Genomic DNA, 16,788 nt, shown 5'->3' with positions numbered 1-16,788 from the left:
AAGATGCTGCTCGGCCGCCTGTTCTCCTACCCCGACGCGCACCGATACCGGATCGGCGCGAACTACAAGCAGCTGCCGGTCAACGCCCCCGTCGCACCCGTGCACAAGTACGGGCAACCGGCGGGCTGGCACACCGACGGCGACATGGTCCGCACGGCGTACATACTGCGCGAGGACAACGACGACTGGAGCCAGGCCGGGACGATGGTCCGCGAGGTCCTCGACGACGACCAGCGTGCCCGGCTGGTCGACAACATCGTCGGCCACCTGCTCAACGGCGTGTCCGAGCCGGTCCTGGAGCGCGCGTTCGACTACTGGCACAACGTGGACAAGGAACTTGGCGACCGAATCGAAGCCGGCGTCCGGACCAAACAGGAGGAAAAGGACCCCAAAGCCGCCGACCAGGGCAACCCGGCCCGGTCGAGCATGCAACGCAAGGCCTGACCCCCTACCGGCCACCACTCCGGAACGGGTCGAGGAGCAGCAGCGGGCAATGGCGTGAGTCCGCGGTGGCGCGGACTCACGCCCTTGCGAGCCGTGATGTCGGGCGGCCCCGGTTGGCGCCGGGCCCCCGGCAGGAGGCGACGGCGGCTTGCGGGCGCAGGCACCTCGCCGCACCGGCTGAGCAATGCGCGTCTGAGCCCTTTCGCCGCTGCGGCCGGGCGAGCCTCAGGCGCGCGGTCCCTGCCGCCGGCCGACCGAGCGGCCGATGAAGTAGCCGAGCAACAGACCGATGACCAACCCGATCGCGATGAAGAAGACCACGGTAGCCGCGGCGATCTTGCCGACAGTGCCGAGGAAGCCCTTGGCTTCGAGCTCCTGCGCCATCGTCAAGGCGTGGACGAGCAAGTGGTGCGTCATGATCCCAGAGTGGCACTGTCCACCGCACCCTGCACACCGGAAGGCGGCCCGGCCAAGCTGGTCGAGAACCGCGAGCATCTGGGCCTCGGTGTCGGCGAGTCGGCGCACAGTGCTCGGCAGTCGCCTACGCCACTCGGCTCTTCCCGCTTGACCCCCGCCGGAACCGCGTCGACATCAGCACACCCCCTGGACCACCCGCATACCGAGCACGGTCATGTGGTCGATCGACGACCGCGACCTGCCCTATCGTCGCGGCTCGTGCAATTTGCGCGAAAATCTCCCGAACACTCGGTCTATTCGGTTTTCTTTGTAGCAGTAGCGGCGGAGAGGTTGTCGGCTCCGGTTTAATGTCTACCATGACGAAGCGGGAATCCGAGGACAAAGCCTCGCTCGACCCCAGCGCTACGAACAGTTGTGAGGGTCCAGCTCAGCAGGGTGATCAGTCAGCCGGTCAGCCGTTCACTCTGAACAAGATGTACGGGCAGTTCACAACCGCTATACAGGTCGGCACCATCAGCGGAGACTTGAACGTGACGACCACGCCCGATCCGCAGGATGGACTGCTCGACCACATAGTACTACCAGTCAAGACGTTTCTCATCGAATTCGAACTCTATCTCGAGCGGGTCGGGAACATGCAAGCACAGCTCGCCCTCATCCCTCAAGGCATGTGGCCTGTCATCGATGCGATTGCCTACCAGCACACAGATATCTTGCTCGAAGGGACAGATCTACAGCATATTCAATCATTGCCCGACAATATGAATCTCCGTGAAGCAATCGCGTTCTTGTCGAAAGTCGCATGGGAGCGCGGCTACTTCATGGCCCACTTTCATCGACAGCAGCGCATTCCGCGTCCGATTCGCCCGGTCGACCCTTTAGCGATCATGGATAAGATTATCGCTGAAGGTGATCCTGAAAACCCTAGCTACTCTCTCGGCAATGCGATCGAGGTTCCGCTTCAGCGAGCCGTCTCGATGTGCACCGAGCTCGAACCAGTCGCCAGAACCCTACGAATGATCGGCGACGACCTTTACGCGATCGTTCAACCCCACCTGCAGCTCTGGTGCGACACGGCTCGCTCCCTGCATGGCTACGGGATCCTTGCGGCGAGAGCCGAAGTTGCGATAAACGCGAACCCGCCGAAAGCCTGAGGGGCGTCCAGAATCGCGTGACCTTCTGTGACAATCTTGACGGTCCTGCGGCTGTGAACTTGACGAAGTGCGCACCTGCCGGCGCGCGTGCTCGCCGCGATGCAGTGAACACACTCTCGTGCCGCGAGCCGGTCGTTCAGATGTTGGCAGAAGGACGTGAAGATGAGCGCCGGTTGTTTTCCCAAGCGTGCCCCTCTGCCTCCGCGATGTCTTCCACCGCCTTGACCAGTACGGCTTCCGCGTCAGCGTTGTCATAGGGCGCGACGCGGTGCTTGAAGTGTGCGATCTGGCGTTCGATGGCGTAGCGGGCCCGGCTGCGAGAGATCCAGTTCTCCTGCCAGCGATACGTACTGCGAATGCCGGCCACGATGACCGCCGCAGTACCTACCGTGGCCCCAGCGACCGGCTGGTTCACGACGAGGGTGACCGCGGGCGTCAGCGCCGCCAGGACGAGGTTGAGCACCTCGCTGCGGTGTGACGACCGGCACGCCCGCGTCGCGTGAAGGCGGTACCACCGCCATTTCGCCATCACCGGAGCCGGGACCACAGGCTCGTCCCCGGCGGCATCTTCGATCCAATGCGGCTCCGCCCCGCCGACGACTACGGCTGCCGACTCCTTGGTCAACGACACCACCTCCGTCCGACAAGTCACCTTCCCCTGCCGCTGCGTTTCAACGCCTGAAGCATCGTCGACAATTTGTGACCTGCACGGAGCCAACTCGAAGGCAGGACGAGCCGCGACAGATGCCCACCTGGCCAGCGCCGGCGCCACCGGCAGGGACCCGGCGGACGCCGAAGCGTCGAGGCTCGACACGCCGAGCTGCGCAGCCGTGCGAACGCCCGAGATCGCCGCGAGTCCCGCGACCGCTTCCGGCACCACCACCACGCACCGGAGGCGCCCCACGAGGAGAAGCCGCAAACGAACCCGAACTTATCGAACACTTGTTCGTATACTGCGAGACCCTGCACTCCCGGTCAAGCCGAGCCCGTCAAGGTCACCCTGCGGTGACCGCGCCTGCAGCGCTGAGCGCCCGTCCTCGTACCGGCTGTCACCGGTCAGGGTGTTGACCAGCGCAAACACAGTAGAGTTAGGCCAGCCGAGGGAGGCTGCCATGGCTGTGCGCGGCTCCTCCCGTGTGCCGGACTGGATCGCCCCGTTGCTGGCCAAGGCCGACGGCGGCCGACTCCGGGAGGGCCCGGAGTGGGCGTATGAGTACGAGCTGGACGGAACCTCGCAGGTTCGTGGATTCCTGGAGGGCAATCCTGTGGAACCGGCCGCAATGACCGCAGGACTCTGGCGGCAGCACGCTGGTTCACCTGCCCGAACCAAGAGCCGAACTGGTAGTAGCGCTGTAAGCTGTCGGACGCTGAACTCCCGATGATCGCTGTGCGCATGAGCGGACGTCCCCAGCCTTCCGCGTTTACTCCGTCAGTGTGAGCGATGCACCCGGCGCCGCTGCGCGTCGACGGGTGCATCGCTGGGTGCGTCAGCCGCGAAGGGTGTCGATACCTTCGCGATATGTGGGGAACGTGGGTGTCCAGCCCAGTTCGGTTCTGGCTTTGGCGTTCGACACCCGCAGGGTGGTGTCGATCATGAGAGCGGCGAAGTACGGTGCGGCCAGCCGGATCACCCAGTCGGGTAGGCGCCGCGGCGGCTTGGTCCCGGCGACCCTGGCGTGTTCGGTGATCATCTGGCCCCAGGTGACGGGCTCGTCGTCGACGATGTTGTACGCCTGGCCCGCCACCCCCTTCTCCATGGCGGCCACCGTGGCCGCGGCGGCGTCGGCCAGGTGGATCCACGACATGACCCTGCCGCCGTCCCTGGGCACGGGCAGCTTGCCGGCGCGCAGCGCGACGATGAGGCCCTGCGAGCCGGTCAACCCGTAGAAGGCGCCGTAGCGCAGGGCAATGCCCTCGATGCCGTCGGCAGTGAACGCCCGCTGTTCGTTCGAGTGCATGGCGGCCACCACGGGATCGGCCTTGTTGCCACGTGGCTGACCGAACGGGTCCTGTTCGGTCAGCAGGCGGGGGCCGTGGTCGATGTACCCGTAGCCGGGCACCATCGACTGGGTGAGGAAGCGGCGGGCGCCGACCGCTCGTGCGACCTCGATCAGGTGAGCGGTGCCGGTCGTGCGCAGCGTGTTGGTCACCTCCATGTCCGCGTACTTGGCGGGCGGCTTGCTGAGCGCGGTGAGCTCGTGGATCACCACGTCGGCCGAGATCCCATCCACCGCGCGCATCAGGGCGTCCCGGTCGAGCACGTCGGCGACCACCACGCGGGCGCCGGGCACCTGGACCGTCGATTTCCTGGTGAGGGCGAGGACCTCGTGCCCCGCGGCACGCAAGGCCGCCACCAGCGGGCCACCGATGGCGCCGGTAGCTCCGGCGAGGAGAACTCTCATGATGTTTCCTTCTTTCGTACACGTAGGAAAACGGTGGCCAGCGCGACCAGGGTGATGACACCGAGGATCGGGACGTCGGTGCCGTGGCCGCCCAGGTGCCGGTCGATGAAGTGCGTCATGGTGTGCAGGCCGCTGGCGACGACGAACCCGGCCAGTGCGACGACGATCGCGTCCGACCAGACCAGGGAGAAGATCAGGGCGGCGCCGAGGCCGATCTGGAACGCACCGGCGTCGTGCGCCAGGTGCTCGTTCACCGGACGATAGTTCACGTAGTCGATGAAGCCGGCGGGCGAGAGCAGCGCCCACAATCCGAACAGCAGCATGCTGGCCGCGCTGAGCAGCACACCGGCCATGACCGGAAAGCTGGGTTTGTTCCTCATTCTCGATGCCCGCTTCTGCCGCGGAAGGACGCCGTCTCGACGTATTCAGCGACCAGATCGTCGAGGCTGCCGGCCTTCCTGGTGGTCGCGGCCACCTGGTCACCGCGGGCCAGGGCGGCCTCGACGAACTCGCGACCGAGACCGCGGGAAGAACCGGCGACGAACCAAATCTTGCTGTTCATGTCTTTCCTTCAGCGGAGGTGGTTACCACGCCACGGGGCCGAGGCGGTCGACGAAGATTCCGGTCGGTCCGTCGGCGTCGAGCGTCGCGAGCTTGATGAACGGGTCGGTGCCCTCGGTGACCGTCAGCTGGCCCATGTGGTTGTTCATGTCCGTGGCGGCGAACTTGCGGTTGGCCACCTCGCCGGGTGTGACGGCGTTGAACTTGATGTCCGGGAACGCCTGGGCGTACCGGACGGTGAGCATGTTCAACGCCGCCTTGGACGAGCTGTAGGCGAGCTCGTGCAGCTTCGAAGCGGTCTGGTCCGGGTCGGTCACGACCGCGAAGGAACCGACGCCGCTGGACACCATCACCACCCGCGGCTGATCGGCCGCCTGCAGCAGGGGCAGGAACGCGTGCGTGACCCGGACGGGCCCGTACACGTTGGTGTCGTAGACGGAGTGGATCTCCTCGGCCGTGGCATCCGCGGGGTGGACGGCCCCGCCCGGCGCGCCGGCGTTGTTGATCAGCACGTCCAGCCGGTCGGTGTGCTTCCGGACCAGCCGTACGGCGTCGGCGACCGACTCGTCCGAGGTCACGTCCAGCGGGACCAGGACCGCCTTCGCGCCGCCGGCGGCCAGCTTGTCGACCGCCTCCTGCCCGCGACCTTCATCGCGCGAGCCGAGGAAGACCGTCCAGCCCAGCTCGCCGAGCCTGCGGGCCGCCTCGAGACCGAGTCCCTTGTTGCCTCCGGTGATCAGCACCGTGGTCTGTTCCGTGTTCGTCATGCCCACCAGACACCGCCTCCCGCTCGGCTGTGACCGCCTGTGGCCCGGTTCATGGTCAAGCTCCTCTCCGCCATTGCGGCACGGCACGGATCGTGCCGTTCTTCGAACAGAATGGACAGACGATGGCCACTTGTCAACACGGCACGTGCCGTGCCGTAAGGTGATGGTATGACCGACCACCGCACAACTCGCGCCGATGACCGATCCGAAACGATCATGCGAGCCACGCTGGACTTGGCCGAGGAAGCCGGCTACGCCAAGCTGAGCATCGAGGCAGTCGCGGCCCGTGCCGGCGTCGGCAAGCACACGATCTACCGTCGCTGGCCCTCGAAAGGCCTGCTATTCCTGGACTCGCTGCTGACGGTGAACGAGCCCGTGCTCGACTTTCCCGACACCGGCGACGTCCTGGCCGACCTGCGCCGGCAGACCCACGGGGCAGTCGACCTGCTGGGCACACCACCCTGGGGCCCGCTCTACCGAGCCCTCGTGGGTGAGGCTCAGCACGATCCCGCGGTCGCCGCCGGCCTCAACGAGCGCTTCATCCTTCCCCAGACGGAAAAAACCATCGCCCGCCTTCAGGCAGCCAAGCACCAGGGACAGATCTCGCCCGACTTCGACCTCACCCTGGCGATGGCGATCCTGTCCGGTCCCCTGTACTTCACGTTCCTGATCACCCAGGAACCCGTGACCCACGACTATGTCGATCGCGTATTCGAAGCCCTGCTGGCCGGAATGGGACCGAGGTCTTAGGGCGGCGACATCGGACCTACCGCCCGGCAACGACGGCAGACTCGCTTCGAGACGAACGGCACGCTGCTCGGTGAACGCGGGCCTCGTCGGCGGCCCGGTCGACCAGCTGCCGGTCTGACCCATCTCGGTCTCGCCCTGGTCGGCACGTTCAAAACAGGCCCTAGGGCGTGTCTGACAAAGGTTCCGGCTGGTTGCTGGGATGCTGCTGGTCGTGTCGCGGTTTCAGTTGCTCTCCGATGCTCAGTGGGCGTTGATCGAGGACTTGCTTCCGGTCCGGACCGGTAGGCGTGGTCGTCCGTTCTCGGATGCGCGGGCGATGGCGGAGGGGATCATTTACCGGTATCGGTGCGGGATCCCGCCGACTTCGCGGTCGCGGAGAAGTTCAAGTACGACCTGACGGCATTGTGGGCATCGCTCGCTCCATACGCGCAGGAGATCGAGGGAGTGACCGTCTCGAACACGTCGCTGTTGGAGACGACCGACGCACTGCGGAAGCTCCTCGAGGCCTCGTACGGTCAGCGGCTGACGTTCAAGGGAGAGCACCGCCGTGCGTCGGGCCCGTACGTCGTCGGTCGGGCCGAAATCGACGACATCGCGGGCGAGGTAGCCGCGGTCCGGGCGCGCAGCATCCGATCTGGGCAGGTCTCCGGCACCGTCGTCGCCAAGGCTGGGCACGACGGCGGTAGGGCGGTCGGCGTGGAGATCGACGATATCGGCTGAGTGCGGAAGATCGTGGGCCGCCGGAAGCACGCCTCCCCTTTATTTCAAGGGGGCCGTGGCCGAAGGCAGGCTCCTCCTCCATCGCCGCGGCCGGCATTTCGTGCGTTCACGGGCAACGGCCGCGAGCCGCGGCCAGTACGAGATCAGCGGCCAGCCGAGGTCGCCACCCGCCAGCCGGCCCGGCGTGCGATTGATCGTCAGGGCCTCGACGTCGGCTGTTCACGACAGCCCGAAGGTGTCCCGCGGAACGACCAGCCGTTACCCACCACGACCACACCACCGCCGAGGCCCACCGCTGTCGGCATTTCTACCGTCCTGAAGCCACTGCTCTGGCATCCTGGTGAGCGGATTCGCCTATTTGCGGCAAATGGCCTGATCAGCACTGCTGAGCGGACACCCGGGGGGAACGATGAACGGGCCTGATCACTCACTGTCGTCATCCCTTGACGCTCCGCTGCGGTTTCGCGTGCTCGGCCCGCTCGAGGTCTTCGACGACCGCGGGCACGCGCTGACCATCACGCGACGCAAGGTCCGGTCGCTCCTGGCGGTACTGCTGTTCAAGGCGAACTCGACCGTGCCCGCCGACTCGCTCGTGGATCAGCTGTGGGGCGACCGCCCGCCCAAGTCCGCGCTGGCCAACCTGCAGTCCTACGTGGCCGAGCTGCGGCGCGTGCTCCGCACCGCGGATACCGCCCGGACCGACCGGCTGCGGACCCACCAGGGCGGTTACCAGCTCGACGTCGGCGACGGCGAGCTCGACGCCGAGCGGTTCACCCGGCTCGCCGAGCTGGGTTCCGGTCGGCTCGGCGCGTGCGGGGCGGCCACCGCGGTCGAGCATCTCAGCGCCGCGCTCGAACTTTGGCACGGGCCGGTTCTGGGCGGCCTGGAACCGCCCGAACCGCTGCGTCCGGATCTCGAACGGCTCGAAGAGCTGCGTCTGCAAGTAGCCGAAGACCGCGCGCAGGCGTGGCTCGAACTGGGGTGCAACGACATCGCCGCCGCCGATCTCCGCGCGCTGACCAGCAAGGCACCGCTGCGGGAACGGCCGTGGGAACTGCTGATGCTGGCGCACTACCGCGGCGGCCGGACCGACGTGGCCCTGGCCACCTACCAGCGAGCCCGCGCGGTGCTCGTCGAACAGCTCGGCCTCGAACCCGGACCGGCACTGCGCCGGACCCACCGCGCCGTCCTCACCGGCGACCCCGCCATCGACCTGGCGCCGGCGCCGCAGGGCCACGGCTGGATCCGGCCGCGGCAGCTCCCGCCGGACTCGGCCACCGTCATCGGCCGCGGCCCGCAACTGTCGGCGTTGGACGCCCTGCTGCTCGGGCCCCAGCCGAACGGTCCCCTGCCGGTGGCCTTGATCGCCGGGCCGGCCGGGGCGGGCAAGACCACGCTGGCCCTGCGCTGGGCCCACCGCGCCGCGGCGGCGTTTCCCGACGGCCAGCTGTTCGTCGATCTCCAAGGCCGTTCATCCACGCCGCCCCTCGACCGGTTCGAGGTCCTGGTCAGGTTCCTGCACGCGCTCGGTGTCCCACCCACCCGGGTGCCGGGCGATCCGGCCGACGCTGCGGCGCTGTACCGCTCGGTGCTGTCCGATCGTCGGGTCCTCATCGTGCTCGACAACGCCGCCTCGGCCGAGCAGGTCCGGTGCCTGCTGCCCGGGGGCCCTGGATGCGCGGTCCTGATCACCAGCAGGCACCGGCTGGCCGGGGTGGAGACCGCGCTCGGCGCCACCTCGCTCGTGGTGGACGAGCTGTCGGCGGACGACTCTCTCGAGCTGCTCACCACGGTCATCGGCGCGGACCGGGTCTCGGCCGACGTGGCCGCGGCCCGCGAACTGACCGAGCTGTGCGCGGGCCTGCCGCTGGCCCTGCGGATCGTCGCCGCGAACCTGGTGCTGTGGCCCGAACAACCCCTGGCCGACTACGTGGCGGAGCTGGCGGGTGCCGGCCTGGTCGCCCGGCTGACGGTGCCGGGAGACGAGCGGCTCGGTCTTCGCGGCGCTTACGACCTTTCCTACGACGCCGTCACGGCGCCGGCCGCGCGGCTGTTCTCCCTGCTCGGGCTCGTGCCAGGCGCTGACGTCAGCCTGAGTGCGGCGGCGGCCCTCGCGGGACAGGAATCCGGGGAGACCCGGCGGGTGCTCCGGGAACTCGTCGCCGGTCACCTCGTGCAATCCCGGGCTCCCGAGCGGTTCGGGCTGCACGACCTGCTCCGCGACTACGCAGCCGAAGGCGCCAGGGAACGGCTTTCCGGACCGTGCCGGGACGAGGCCCTGCACAGGCTGTTCGACCACTACCTGCGGACCGCGGACCGCGCGGCCACAGCCCTCTACCCCGACCTGCTGCGGCTCCCGGCCGGCGAACCGCACGAGCAGCCGTTCGACCGAGGCGAGGCACTGCAGTGGCTGCTCGCCGAGCACGAGAACATCCTGGCCGCGATCCGCTGGACCGCCGAGCACGGACCGCTCCCCTACGCCTGGCGGCTGGCGGACGTCCTGCGCGGCTTCTACCATTCGCACCGCCTGGACGCGGAATGGGAGATCGCGGCGAGCACCGGGCTCACGGCGGCGAGGCAGGCGCACGACCGGCACGCGATCGGCGCCATGCGGCACAGCCTGGGCGCGCTGGCCTGGAGCCGGGGTGCCTACAGCGTGGCGCTGGCGGAACTCCAAGGGGCCAAGGAGGCCTACCACCTGAGCGGGGCGCGCGACGGCGAAGACTCGGTGCTGCACGCACTCGGCGCCGTCCACCTGGACATGGGGTTGCTCGACCGGGCCGCCGAACACTTCACTTCCGCGCTCGCCGCGACCGAGGAACGGGGCACCCCGCTCCGCACCGCCAACGGCCTGATCAACCTCGGTGCGGTCCTCATCGAACGCGGCCGCATCGCCGAGGGCATCCGGCACAACGAGCATGCGCTCGGGGTCTGCCGTCGGCTCGATTCCCCCCACGCGTCCGCCATCGCCCTGTGCAACCTCGGCTACGGCTACCAAGTGACCGGCGCACTGGACCGAGCGCGCGAAATCCTCACCGAGGCCCGCGAGATCCTGGCGGAACTGGGTTCGCGCGACGACGAAGCGGACGTGCTGGTCCGCTTGGCCGCGGTGCACCTGGCCTCCGGTGGCATCGCGACCGCGCGCTCCTGTGCCCACGAAGCACTGCGTGCCGCACGAGACACGGACAACCGCAGGTTCGAAGCCGACGCGTTGTGCGCACTCGGCGACATCCATTTCGAGGTGGGCGGGGCGGAATCCGGGTACGGCTACTACTTCGAAGCGCTCCGCCTGGCGAAGAAGATCGGGTACCGCCGGGGCGAGATCATGGCGGCACTCGGGCTCTCCACCGTCGACCCAACGGCAGCGGCCGACTACGCGTCCGTCGCGCTCCGGACCGCCGAACGAGGCGGTTTCGGCCTGCTGGCCGGCCTGGCCCGCGTCCACCTCGCGGAAGCACTCCTCACGGTCGGCGACCCGGCCACGGCCGACGCCCACGCTTCGCAGGCTATCGAAGAACTCGGTGCGAGCGGCCACGTGCTCGGCCAGGCGCATGCGCACGTCGTCCGGGGACACATCCGCTCGCGCCGAGCCGACCACCGGCGCGCACGAGAAGACTGGCAGGCGGCCGGGACGCTGCTCGGCCTCGCAGGCCCGGCCCCGACCGCCGCCGAGGTGCGAACCCTCTTCTCGACCGAGGCTCGCCTCTTGCCCGGGTTGCGCGCCTAGGACGCGCTCACGGTGAGCAGCGTGGAGCCGAACGCGGTAGGCCGGTGCCGCGCCGTGCCGCCGGCGCGATCGGTGACGATGAGCCCCGAATCACGCAGTACGGTGGCGTGCTGACTCGCCCCAGCCGGAGAGATGCCCAGTTCGGCCGCGAGCTCCGTCGTGGAGACCAGTGGCCTGGCGCAGATGGCGGCCAGCACCGCCGCCCGGGTCCGGCCCAGCAGCGCGATCGCGCTCCGGGCGGATGAGGCACCGGCGAACCAGCCGGGGCGCCGGTCGATCGGGTAGACAAGCACCGGCTGCCGGCCCGCGTCGAGCAGCGTGACCGGGGACTGCCAGCAGAACAGCGACGGGACGAGCAGGAGACCCCGCCCACCCAGCCGAAGGTCCTGGTCCACCGGGTAGTCGATCTCGAGCACCGGCGACCGCCACCGCGCCTGGTGGTGGAGCGTGCTCAGCAGGGCCTCGACACCGCCGTCGAGCACGATCTCGCCGCGCCGCACCCGGTCCGCCCGGGCCTGGCTGACGATGGCGGGCCAGAAGGGCTCGACCGCGACCGAGAAGTACCGACGGAGGGCATCGCCGAGTTCACGCAGGACCTCGACCTCACCGGCGGCGAGCGACGGCGCCCACGACGGGAGGCGACGGGAAGCGGCCAGCTCGGTGAGATCGGCGGCCAGGACCGAACGAGGAGTGCTGAGCACGGTGTCGAGCCCCGTCTCCAGGTCCGCCGCGCCCGCCCCCGGAGTCAGGAAGTCCACCGAATAGCCCCGCGGCGGCGCCAGGGTCAACAGCATTCCCGCCGACCGGTCCAGCCGCCGCCGGACCCGCGACCGCCAGCCACCGAATACCGGCTGCCCGGCCACACCCTGCAGTCGGTGCAGGCTGAGCAGGGTTTCCCACAACGGATCCGGCGTGTGCAGCACCCGGGTGCGGGCGAGATCGTCGGTATCGAAATGAACGCGCAGAGTATTCCGGTGTGCCCCCATGACCGGGAACGATCATGAGGTGCGCTATGCGGACGCCATACACGGACGCATGGCGCGGCTGCCGGGGCGTCCATGCGGGCTTCCCGCACGACGCCCCGGCCCTTCGATGTCGCCGCCGTTGAAGCAGGTCAGATGCCCTCCCCTCGCACGCACAACGGCAGGGTGCCCTCGGCGCTCGGCGAAGGGCGTTGCCGCCGTCTGCGGCGTGGGCGAGCTGGGCGGCGCAGGCCAGGTCAGGGTCGGTAGCACGGACACTCGGCGAGGCGCAAACATCGAAGCTCGATTTCGACCGGTTTCAACCCAGGTTGAAACCGTCACCGAGAGGGATATCTACCTGATAACGTACGTCGCATTAGCCGAGCGCATTGGGTTCACGATGGGGGATCAACGTTGCGTTCGACTTTTGACGCGTCATACAGTACGTGTCGAGGTTTCCGCAGGTAACGGATAGAGAAGCTGATCCGTAACTCATACGCTGAAACCGAGCTCAGAGCACAAAACTCACCGACGGTCTTTCTCCTGACCGAGTCCCGAAAGGCGCAGCATGTCTTTGCCGGAAAACCAGAATCGGAAGATGCGGCGGAACCGACTGACCCGACGCGGTCTCGCCCTGGCGGGAGCGGGGGCCGTTCTGGCCACCCTGGCATCCGCCACACCCGCCGCCGCCGCGACTGGCGGGGGCTGCACCTCCATTCAGAGCAGTACGGGTTGGCTGTGCGTCGGATGGGACGCTCAGACGACCAAGTACCTCAACACCATCAGCGGGAACTTCGATTCCCCCCTCTGGGGCGTGGGCAACCCGCGCATCGAAGTCCGGGTCCTGGACGCCCAGAACAAGGAGATGTTCAAAAGGGAACGCTCGTGGGGCGGCAACCGGCGCAGCGAGTGGGCCGAATTCGAAGTCACGGTCCTGATGCCCCGCGACGCATCGCGCGTCTGCGCCGCTCTCTTCGAAGGGGGCGGCTACATGGACATGGCCTGCAGCCCGGTCTACACCTGAGCCCAACACGCCTCCGCCCAGAACTCCGTACACCTCCTCCGAAAGGAATTGCAACAGCATGAAACACCGCATGGCCGCAGCGATGGCCCTGACCGCAGGAACCGTCCTGGCCGGAATCGCCTCCGGCTCCGCCTCCGCCTCCGCAGCGGCGGACAACGAGCGTTGCCAGTCGGCCGACTATCCCTCGGTCGCCTTCTCCCACACGGTATGCGTGACCTTCCGGGGGAACGGGAGCGGCGCTCCCCCCAACGACGTCATCAGGATGAACGTCCGTTCCTCCGGCGGAACGGGAATCGGCCACTGGGAGCTGTTCGGCCCGCACGGCACCATCAGCAACAGCCTGGACGGGGAATGGAAAGACCGTACGCATGCCTGGGCCGGATACCAGGACAGCTCGTTCGGTGACCTCTGGTGCGCGGTCTTCTGGAAAGACGGCGGCGGCGGCTCCGGTTACTACCGGGCCACCCCGCCGGTATGCGTGAAATCGTACTATCCCTGACCTGCCGCTCCCGGCGGTTCCTTGAAGGCTCCAGAAAGTACCGCCGACGCCCTTGTCCGTTCCGTGACGGCTAGTGCCACAGGGCTAGATCTATAGCATTTGGGGTCGGAGGCGTCGGCCGAAGTGCGATAATACGACGATTGCTTGCCGCTGGCCGGTTTAACCCTTGCTTGAAACCGGCCGGCGGCGTCGGAATTCGGCGGCGGCGTCCGGTAGCGTCCGTCCGAACAGAGTTCCCATCGAATGGGAGAAAAATGAAGAACCTGGGCGGAAGAGTCCTGATCGGCGCGATGGTGGCCGGAGCTGCGCTACTCTCCGGCGGATCCGTCGCCGGTGCGACGGAAAACGGCTCGTCGTCGGAGATGAGCGCCAGCAGGTACTGGGAGTGGATCGGCTGGTACGGGACGCTCGCGCATTGCCAGCGGGCGGGCCAACTGGAGGTGCACATGAACGGGGCCCTCGGCTACGCCTGCAACGATTCGGCCGGTGGCGGCTACGACCTGTTGGTCGACCGTCCCTAACCCCCTGGCGGCGCCACCGGACCGTCACGGGTCACTCAGCCAGGCGTCCGAACAGGCTTCGACGATGCAAGGTGCCGGAGGCAAGGGACGCAGGCGCAAATCCTGTCAGCATGAACGGAAAGCGGGGTCCGCAGCGGCGGCGGGCCAGGCAGGTGAGGACGGCGTTGTGCTTCTTGCCTTCGGCGCGTTTGAGCTGGCGGTTGCCGGTGCGGGCGGAATGTTCGCCGTTGATGCTGGTGCCGGAGCTGCGGGCGACCGGGGCGATGCCGGCGTAGGCAGCCCAATGCCCAGAGGAGGCGAAGTGGGAGGCGTTCGCCGACTTCGAGCAGGATGCGGGCTGCGGTCCTGACGCCGATACCGGGCGTCGAGATCAGGCCCCCGGCAAGAGGATGCGCATCCAGTATCCCCTCAATCTACGTTTTCAGGCCGTCGGCCAGCCTTTGAGCACGGTGTCGGCGGCGATGCTGCTCGGGAGGGTAACGGCCGCGGCCGCATAAACCTGAACCACAAGGGACTTCCCGCTGCTCGTTCGGACGGGGTGGGCCGGACACCCACCTGGTCATGCCCGCCGCCAACGCTGCCGAAGCCCGCGACATCCCCGGCCTCACCACCGTCCCCCTCGCCTGCCTCAACGACCTGGTCAACTGGCTGCGCGGCGGACCCGCCCCGGCCCAGCGACCCGAGTCGTGCGAAGGAGCATCAGCTACCGCGTCGTGGAGGCCTGAAGCCTGGGCGCGGCTGTCGCCCACGGCGGTCCGGGCCGCCGCAGTCGCCGCAGCCGGCGGTCACCACACTCTGCACGTCGCGGCTTCCGGCGCCCCGGTCCTGCTGCTGCCGCGGGTAGTCCGGGCGCTGGTGGCCGACCTCTCTGACACTGAGGCACTCGAGGCCGGCACGTGGCATTTCCTGGCTGATCACCCCTGACTCGACAACGAAGGGCCCACCCGGCCAACTGCCGCTTCCCCCTGCGCCCAGGCGACACGGTAGCCGGATCGTCCCTCAGCCTGCCGGGACTGCTGACGCTGGCCCACTGCGGCGTCCTAACCGTCGAAGACCTCCCCGAGTTCACCGCCCGCGACTGCCGCTGCGGCAGCGTCCGGACCAAGAGGTGCCGCTGCACCGCGGCGCAGCGTACGCGCTACCTCGCTTGGATCCCGCTGTGGCTGCTCGACCGCGTCGACCTGTTCTTGCGGGAGGTCACTTTCGCCGAGCCCGATCCTTCGCCGCCGGACTTGGAGTCGCTGCGGGACAGCGTCGTTCGAGCCCGGGAACGCGCGCGCTGCCGGTGGGGTGCCGTACCGGAACCCGGCACGCGCAGGTTGTCAACGAAGGGCGGCACCAAGGTGGCCGGGCGCCGTACGGGTACGTCGTCGTTGACGGCGGCCCGCACCCGAACCCGCGCAAGGCCGCCAAGGGGTTCCGGCTGCGTGTGCTGGCCATCGATCCCGACGCAGCCGAGGTGGTCCAGCGGATATTCACCGAGTACATGGAAGGGGTCGGCGATCGAGCGATCGCGAAGGGTCTCAATGAGGACGGAGTGCCCTGCCCTTCCGAACGCCGGCCCGACCAGAACCGGCACCGGCTCGCCGATGGCTGGCAAGGCAGCACCGTCCGGTCCATTCTGGAGAATCCGCGGTACACCGGGTACGCGATCTTCGGGCGCTGGACCAAGCACGAGACGCTTCTGACTCCGGATGACGTCGGCGCGGGGCACGTCGTGCGGTTCAAGCGGGCAGCGCCGGATCGCGTTGTTCGGTCGCGGCGACCTGCGCACCCGGAGATTGTTTCGGTCGAGGCGTTCACGCAGGCACAGCTGATACGCCGATCCCGCGCGGCCGGCGGCTTGCCCGGGATTGCCAAGCTCGAAAGGAATCGGGCAGCCACCAAGCACACGTACCTATTGAAGCGGCTGGTGCGCTGCGAGATCTGCACCCGGAAGATGCAAGGTGCCGCCATCCGGAAGGGCGTCTACTACCGGTGCATCGCTCGAACGATGGCGCCGGGCTCAGCGGCGCTGGCCGATCACCCGAAGACGGTGAACCTACGCGAGGACGTCGTGGTCCCGCCGATCAACGACTGGCTGTGCCAGATCTTCGCCCCGGACAACCGCGACGAGACGGTACGGCTGCTCACCGGTTCGCAGGACGGCCGGATGGACGGCCGTCGAGCCAACGCAGAGAAGCGGCTGAAAGGCGCCGAGGAGAAGCTACGGCGACACCTGGCAGCCATCGAGGCCGGCGTAGACCCCATCAACTTCGTCGAGCCGATGAAACGCGCACAGGCCGAGCGGCAGGCCGCGATAGAGGAGCTGAAGCACCTGCCGGACACGCAGGCGGTCGACATAGCGGAGGTCTACGCGATGCTCGACCAGCTCGGCGACGTCACCAGGCACCTCAACTCGCGGAGCCCGGACAGGATCACGCAGGTCTACCGCGGCCTGGGCCTACAGGTGGCCTACGACAACAAAAAAAGGCAGTCACTGTGACTGCCTCTCCCCGTATGAGTAACGTGTGTGTCCGAGGACGATCTTGCTCACTATCTACACGGCTAATCCTGGACTGATTTCCGCAGGTCGGCAACGTACGGCGGCGGTCGACTGGGCTTCGCCATGGGGCAATTGAGTGTCCCTAGACGATCTTGCCGCTAACCACAACGTCCGCGCCGGTCCTCATGCCATCGATGTGACGGGCGTCCAGCCCTGATCCGAGAGCCGCTGCCCAGGGCTCATCTGCGACGGCTCTGACGAGTCCTCTGCGACCCCGTCACAGCCGTCACGCATTACCTTGCCGCAGGTCAGAGGGCTTATCTAGCTGTCACAGCCGATGTGACGGCGTGACGGC

Annotated in this window: 18 protein-coding genes and 2 pseudogenes; 12 read left to right on the top strand and 8 right to left on the bottom strand. The window is 67.9% G+C overall.

Annotation, left to right across the window (positions count from 1 at the left end; genetic code table 11):
• A partial coding sequence (locus ABZX11_RS43590) for a catalase-related domain-containing protein (protein ID WP_354924509.1) occupies nt 1-444 on the top strand: 444 nt, incomplete at its 5' end.
• A gap of 225 nt (nt 445-669) precedes the next feature.
• Here the strand turns inward: ABZX11_RS43590 and ABZX11_RS43585 are convergent.
• Nucleotides 670-861 carry a hypothetical protein gene (locus ABZX11_RS43585; protein WP_354924507.1) on the bottom strand — a complete coding sequence of 64 codons (192 nt, stop codon included), beginning with the start codon at nt 859-861 and terminating at the stop codon, nt 670-672.
• A 356-nt stretch (nt 862-1,217) separates the two neighbouring features.
• Here ABZX11_RS43585 and ABZX11_RS43580 point away from each other — a divergent pair, with 356 nt between their 5' ends.
• A complete protein-coding gene (locus tag ABZX11_RS43580; RefSeq protein WP_354924506.1) occupies nt 1,218-2,015 on the top strand; it encodes a hypothetical protein in 798 nt (265 codons plus the stop codon).
• Nucleotides 2,016-2,151: 136 nt separating this feature from the next.
• On the opposite strand, the gene ABZX11_RS43575 is transcribed toward ABZX11_RS43580, so the two are convergent.
• The 5 genes from ABZX11_RS43575 to ABZX11_RS43555 all read right to left on the bottom strand — a co-directional run bounded on the left by ABZX11_RS43575 (nt 2,152) and on the right by ABZX11_RS43555 (nt 5,745).
• Nucleotides 2,152-2,901: a DUF4231 domain-containing protein gene (locus tag ABZX11_RS43575; protein ID WP_354924504.1), complete on the bottom strand. Its 750-nt coding sequence runs from the start codon at nt 2,899-2,901 to the stop codon at nt 2,152-2,154.
• A 601-nt stretch (nt 2,902-3,502) separates the two neighbouring features.
• Nucleotides 3,503-4,417 (bottom strand): NAD(P)-dependent oxidoreductase, encoded by a 915-nt coding sequence (locus tag ABZX11_RS43570; RefSeq protein ID WP_354924502.1) that lies wholly within the window; start codon nt 4,415-4,417, stop codon nt 3,503-3,505.
• On the bottom strand, nt 4,414-4,770 hold the full coding sequence (locus ABZX11_RS43565) for a hypothetical protein (protein ID WP_354924500.1): 357 nt from the start codon (nt 4,768-4,770) through the stop codon (nt 4,414-4,416). Before ABZX11_RS43565 ends, ABZX11_RS43570 begins: the two co-directional genes overlap by 4 nt.
• Before the next feature lie 23 nt (nt 4,771-4,793).
• On the bottom strand, nt 4,794-4,979 hold the full coding sequence (locus tag ABZX11_RS43560; protein WP_354924498.1) for a hypothetical protein: 186 nt from the start codon (nt 4,977-4,979) through the stop codon (nt 4,794-4,796).
• 22 nt (nt 4,980-5,001) lie between these two features.
• On the bottom strand, nt 5,002-5,745 hold the full coding sequence (locus tag ABZX11_RS43555) for an SDR family oxidoreductase (RefSeq protein WP_354924496.1): 744 nt from the start codon (nt 5,743-5,745) through the stop codon (nt 5,002-5,004).
• A 168-nt stretch (nt 5,746-5,913) separates the two neighbouring features.
• Here ABZX11_RS43555 and ABZX11_RS43550 point away from each other — a divergent pair, with 168 nt between their 5' ends.
• The 4 genes from ABZX11_RS43550 to ABZX11_RS43535 all read left to right on the top strand — a co-directional run bounded on the left by ABZX11_RS43550 (nt 5,914) and on the right by ABZX11_RS43535 (nt 10,942).
• Nucleotides 5,914-6,495 (top strand): TetR/AcrR family transcriptional regulator, encoded by a 582-nt coding sequence (locus ABZX11_RS43550; protein WP_354924494.1) that lies wholly within the window; start codon nt 5,914-5,916, stop codon nt 6,493-6,495.
• A 199-nt stretch (nt 6,496-6,694) separates the two neighbouring features.
• Nucleotides 6,695-6,892 carry a transposase gene (locus ABZX11_RS43545; RefSeq protein WP_354924492.1) on the top strand — a complete coding sequence of 66 codons (198 nt, stop codon included), beginning with the start codon at nt 6,695-6,697 and terminating at the stop codon, nt 6,890-6,892.
• Nucleotides 6,841-7,215: a hypothetical protein gene (locus ABZX11_RS43540; RefSeq protein WP_354924490.1), complete on the top strand. Its 375-nt coding sequence runs from the start codon at nt 6,841-6,843 to the stop codon at nt 7,213-7,215. The genes ABZX11_RS43545 and ABZX11_RS43540 overlap by 52 nt, the downstream gene beginning before the upstream one ends.
• Before the next feature lie 466 nt (nt 7,216-7,681).
• The gene (locus ABZX11_RS43535) at nt 7,682-10,942 is read left to right on the top strand and encodes a BTAD domain-containing putative transcriptional regulator (protein WP_354924488.1); all 3,261 of its coding nucleotides are present in this window, start codon (nt 7,682-7,684) and stop codon (nt 10,940-10,942) included.
• Here ABZX11_RS43535 and ABZX11_RS43530 read toward each other — a convergent pair.
• Nucleotides 10,939-11,928 (bottom strand): winged helix-turn-helix domain-containing protein, encoded by a 990-nt coding sequence (locus ABZX11_RS43530; RefSeq protein ID WP_354924486.1) that lies wholly within the window; start codon nt 11,926-11,928, stop codon nt 10,939-10,941. The genes ABZX11_RS43535 and ABZX11_RS43530 overlap by 4 nt on opposite strands.
• Nucleotides 11,929-12,472: 544 nt before the next feature.
• Between ABZX11_RS43530 and ABZX11_RS43525 the strand changes: the two genes are divergently transcribed.
• The 3 genes from ABZX11_RS43525 to ABZX11_RS43515 all read left to right on the top strand — a co-directional run bounded on the left by ABZX11_RS43525 (nt 12,473) and on the right by ABZX11_RS43515 (nt 13,948).
• Entirely contained in the window at nt 12,473-12,928 is a 456-nt protein-coding gene (locus ABZX11_RS43525) for a hypothetical protein (protein WP_354924484.1), read from the top strand.
• Between the two features lie 58 nt (nt 12,929-12,986).
• On the top strand, nt 12,987-13,427 hold the full coding sequence (locus ABZX11_RS43520) for a hypothetical protein (protein WP_354924482.1): 441 nt from the start codon (nt 12,987-12,989) through the stop codon (nt 13,425-13,427).
• Nucleotides 13,428-13,681: 254 nt separating this feature from the next.
• Nucleotides 13,682-13,948: a hypothetical protein gene (locus ABZX11_RS43515; RefSeq protein WP_354924480.1), complete on the top strand. Its 267-nt coding sequence runs from the start codon at nt 13,682-13,684 to the stop codon at nt 13,946-13,948.
• Nucleotides 13,949-13,979: 31 nt separating this feature from the next.
• On the opposite strand, the pseudogene ABZX11_RS43510 reads toward ABZX11_RS43515, so the two are convergent.
• Nucleotides 13,980-14,429 (bottom strand): annotated as a pseudogene (locus tag ABZX11_RS43510) (transposase); the annotation flags it as partial.
• A gap of 80 nt (nt 14,430-14,509) precedes the next feature.
• Here ABZX11_RS43510 and ABZX11_RS43505 point away from each other — a divergent pair.
• The 3 genes and pseudogenes from ABZX11_RS43505 (at nt 14,510) to ABZX11_RS43495 (ending at nt 16,433) form a co-directional block, all read left to right on the top strand.
• Nucleotides 14,510-14,872, top strand: a complete 363-nt coding sequence (locus tag ABZX11_RS43505) for an ATP-binding protein (RefSeq protein WP_354924478.1) — start codon at nt 14,510-14,512, stop codon at nt 14,870-14,872.
• Nucleotides 14,869-15,126: pseudogene (locus tag ABZX11_RS43500) on the top strand (hypothetical protein); the annotation flags it as partial. The gene ABZX11_RS43505 and the pseudogene ABZX11_RS43500, both read left to right, overlap by 4 nt.
• A 251-nt stretch (nt 15,127-15,377) precedes the next feature.
• Nucleotides 15,378-16,433, top strand: a complete 1,056-nt coding sequence (locus ABZX11_RS43495) for a recombinase family protein (RefSeq protein WP_354924476.1) — start codon at nt 15,378-15,380, stop codon at nt 16,431-16,433.
• Nucleotides 16,434-16,788: the final 355 nt, after the last annotated feature.

It is taken from the genome of Amycolatopsis sp. NPDC004169, assembly GCF_040610315.1.
Classification (GTDB): domain Bacteria; phylum Actinomycetota; class Actinomycetes; order Mycobacteriales; family Pseudonocardiaceae; genus Amycolatopsis.
Note: the sequence above shows the minus strand (reverse complement) of the source record. Positions and strands in the feature narration are given on the sequence as shown.

Excerpts from the sequence above, each read along its gene's own strand:
- ABZX11_RS43565 (WP_354924500.1), bottom strand. The coding sequence starts at position 4,770 with ATGGCCGGTGTGCTGCTCAGCGCGGCCAGCATGCTGCTGTTCGGATTG.
- ABZX11_RS43520 (WP_354924482.1), top strand. The coding sequence starts at position 12,987 with ATGAAACACCGCATGGCCGCAGCGATGGCCCTGACCGCAGGAACCGTC.
- ABZX11_RS43560 (WP_354924498.1), bottom strand. The coding sequence starts at position 4,979 with ATGAACAGCAAGATTTGGTTCGTCGCCGGTTCTTCCCGCGGTCTCGGT.
- ABZX11_RS43570 (WP_354924502.1), bottom strand. The coding sequence starts at position 4,417 with ATGAGAGTTCTCCTCGCCGGAGCTACCGGCGCCATCGGTGGCCCGCTG.
- ABZX11_RS43585 (WP_354924507.1), bottom strand. The coding sequence starts at position 861 with ATGACGCACCACTTGCTCGTCCACGCCTTGACGATGGCGCAGGAGCTC.
- ABZX11_RS43525 (WP_354924484.1), top strand. The coding sequence starts at position 12,473 with ATGTCTTTGCCGGAAAACCAGAATCGGAAGATGCGGCGGAACCGACTG.
- ABZX11_RS43550 (WP_354924494.1), top strand. The coding sequence starts at position 5,914 with ATGACCGACCACCGCACAACTCGCGCCGATGACCGATCCGAAACGATC.
- ABZX11_RS43530 (WP_354924486.1), bottom strand. The coding sequence starts at position 11,928 with ATGGGGGCACACCGGAATACTCTGCGCGTTCATTTCGATACCGACGAT.
- ABZX11_RS43505 (WP_354924478.1), top strand. The coding sequence starts at position 14,510 with ATGCCCGCCGCCAACGCTGCCGAAGCCCGCGACATCCCCGGCCTCACC.
- ABZX11_RS43555 (WP_354924496.1), bottom strand. The coding sequence starts at position 5,745 with ATGACGAACACGGAACAGACCACGGTGCTGATCACCGGAGGCAACAAG.
- ABZX11_RS43545 (WP_354924492.1), top strand. The coding sequence starts at position 6,695 with ATGCTGCTGGTCGTGTCGCGGTTTCAGTTGCTCTCCGATGCTCAGTGG.
- ABZX11_RS43580 (WP_354924506.1), top strand. The coding sequence starts at position 1,218 with ATGACGAAGCGGGAATCCGAGGACAAAGCCTCGCTCGACCCCAGCGCT.
- ABZX11_RS43515 (WP_354924480.1), top strand. The coding sequence starts at position 13,682 with ATGAAGAACCTGGGCGGAAGAGTCCTGATCGGCGCGATGGTGGCCGGA.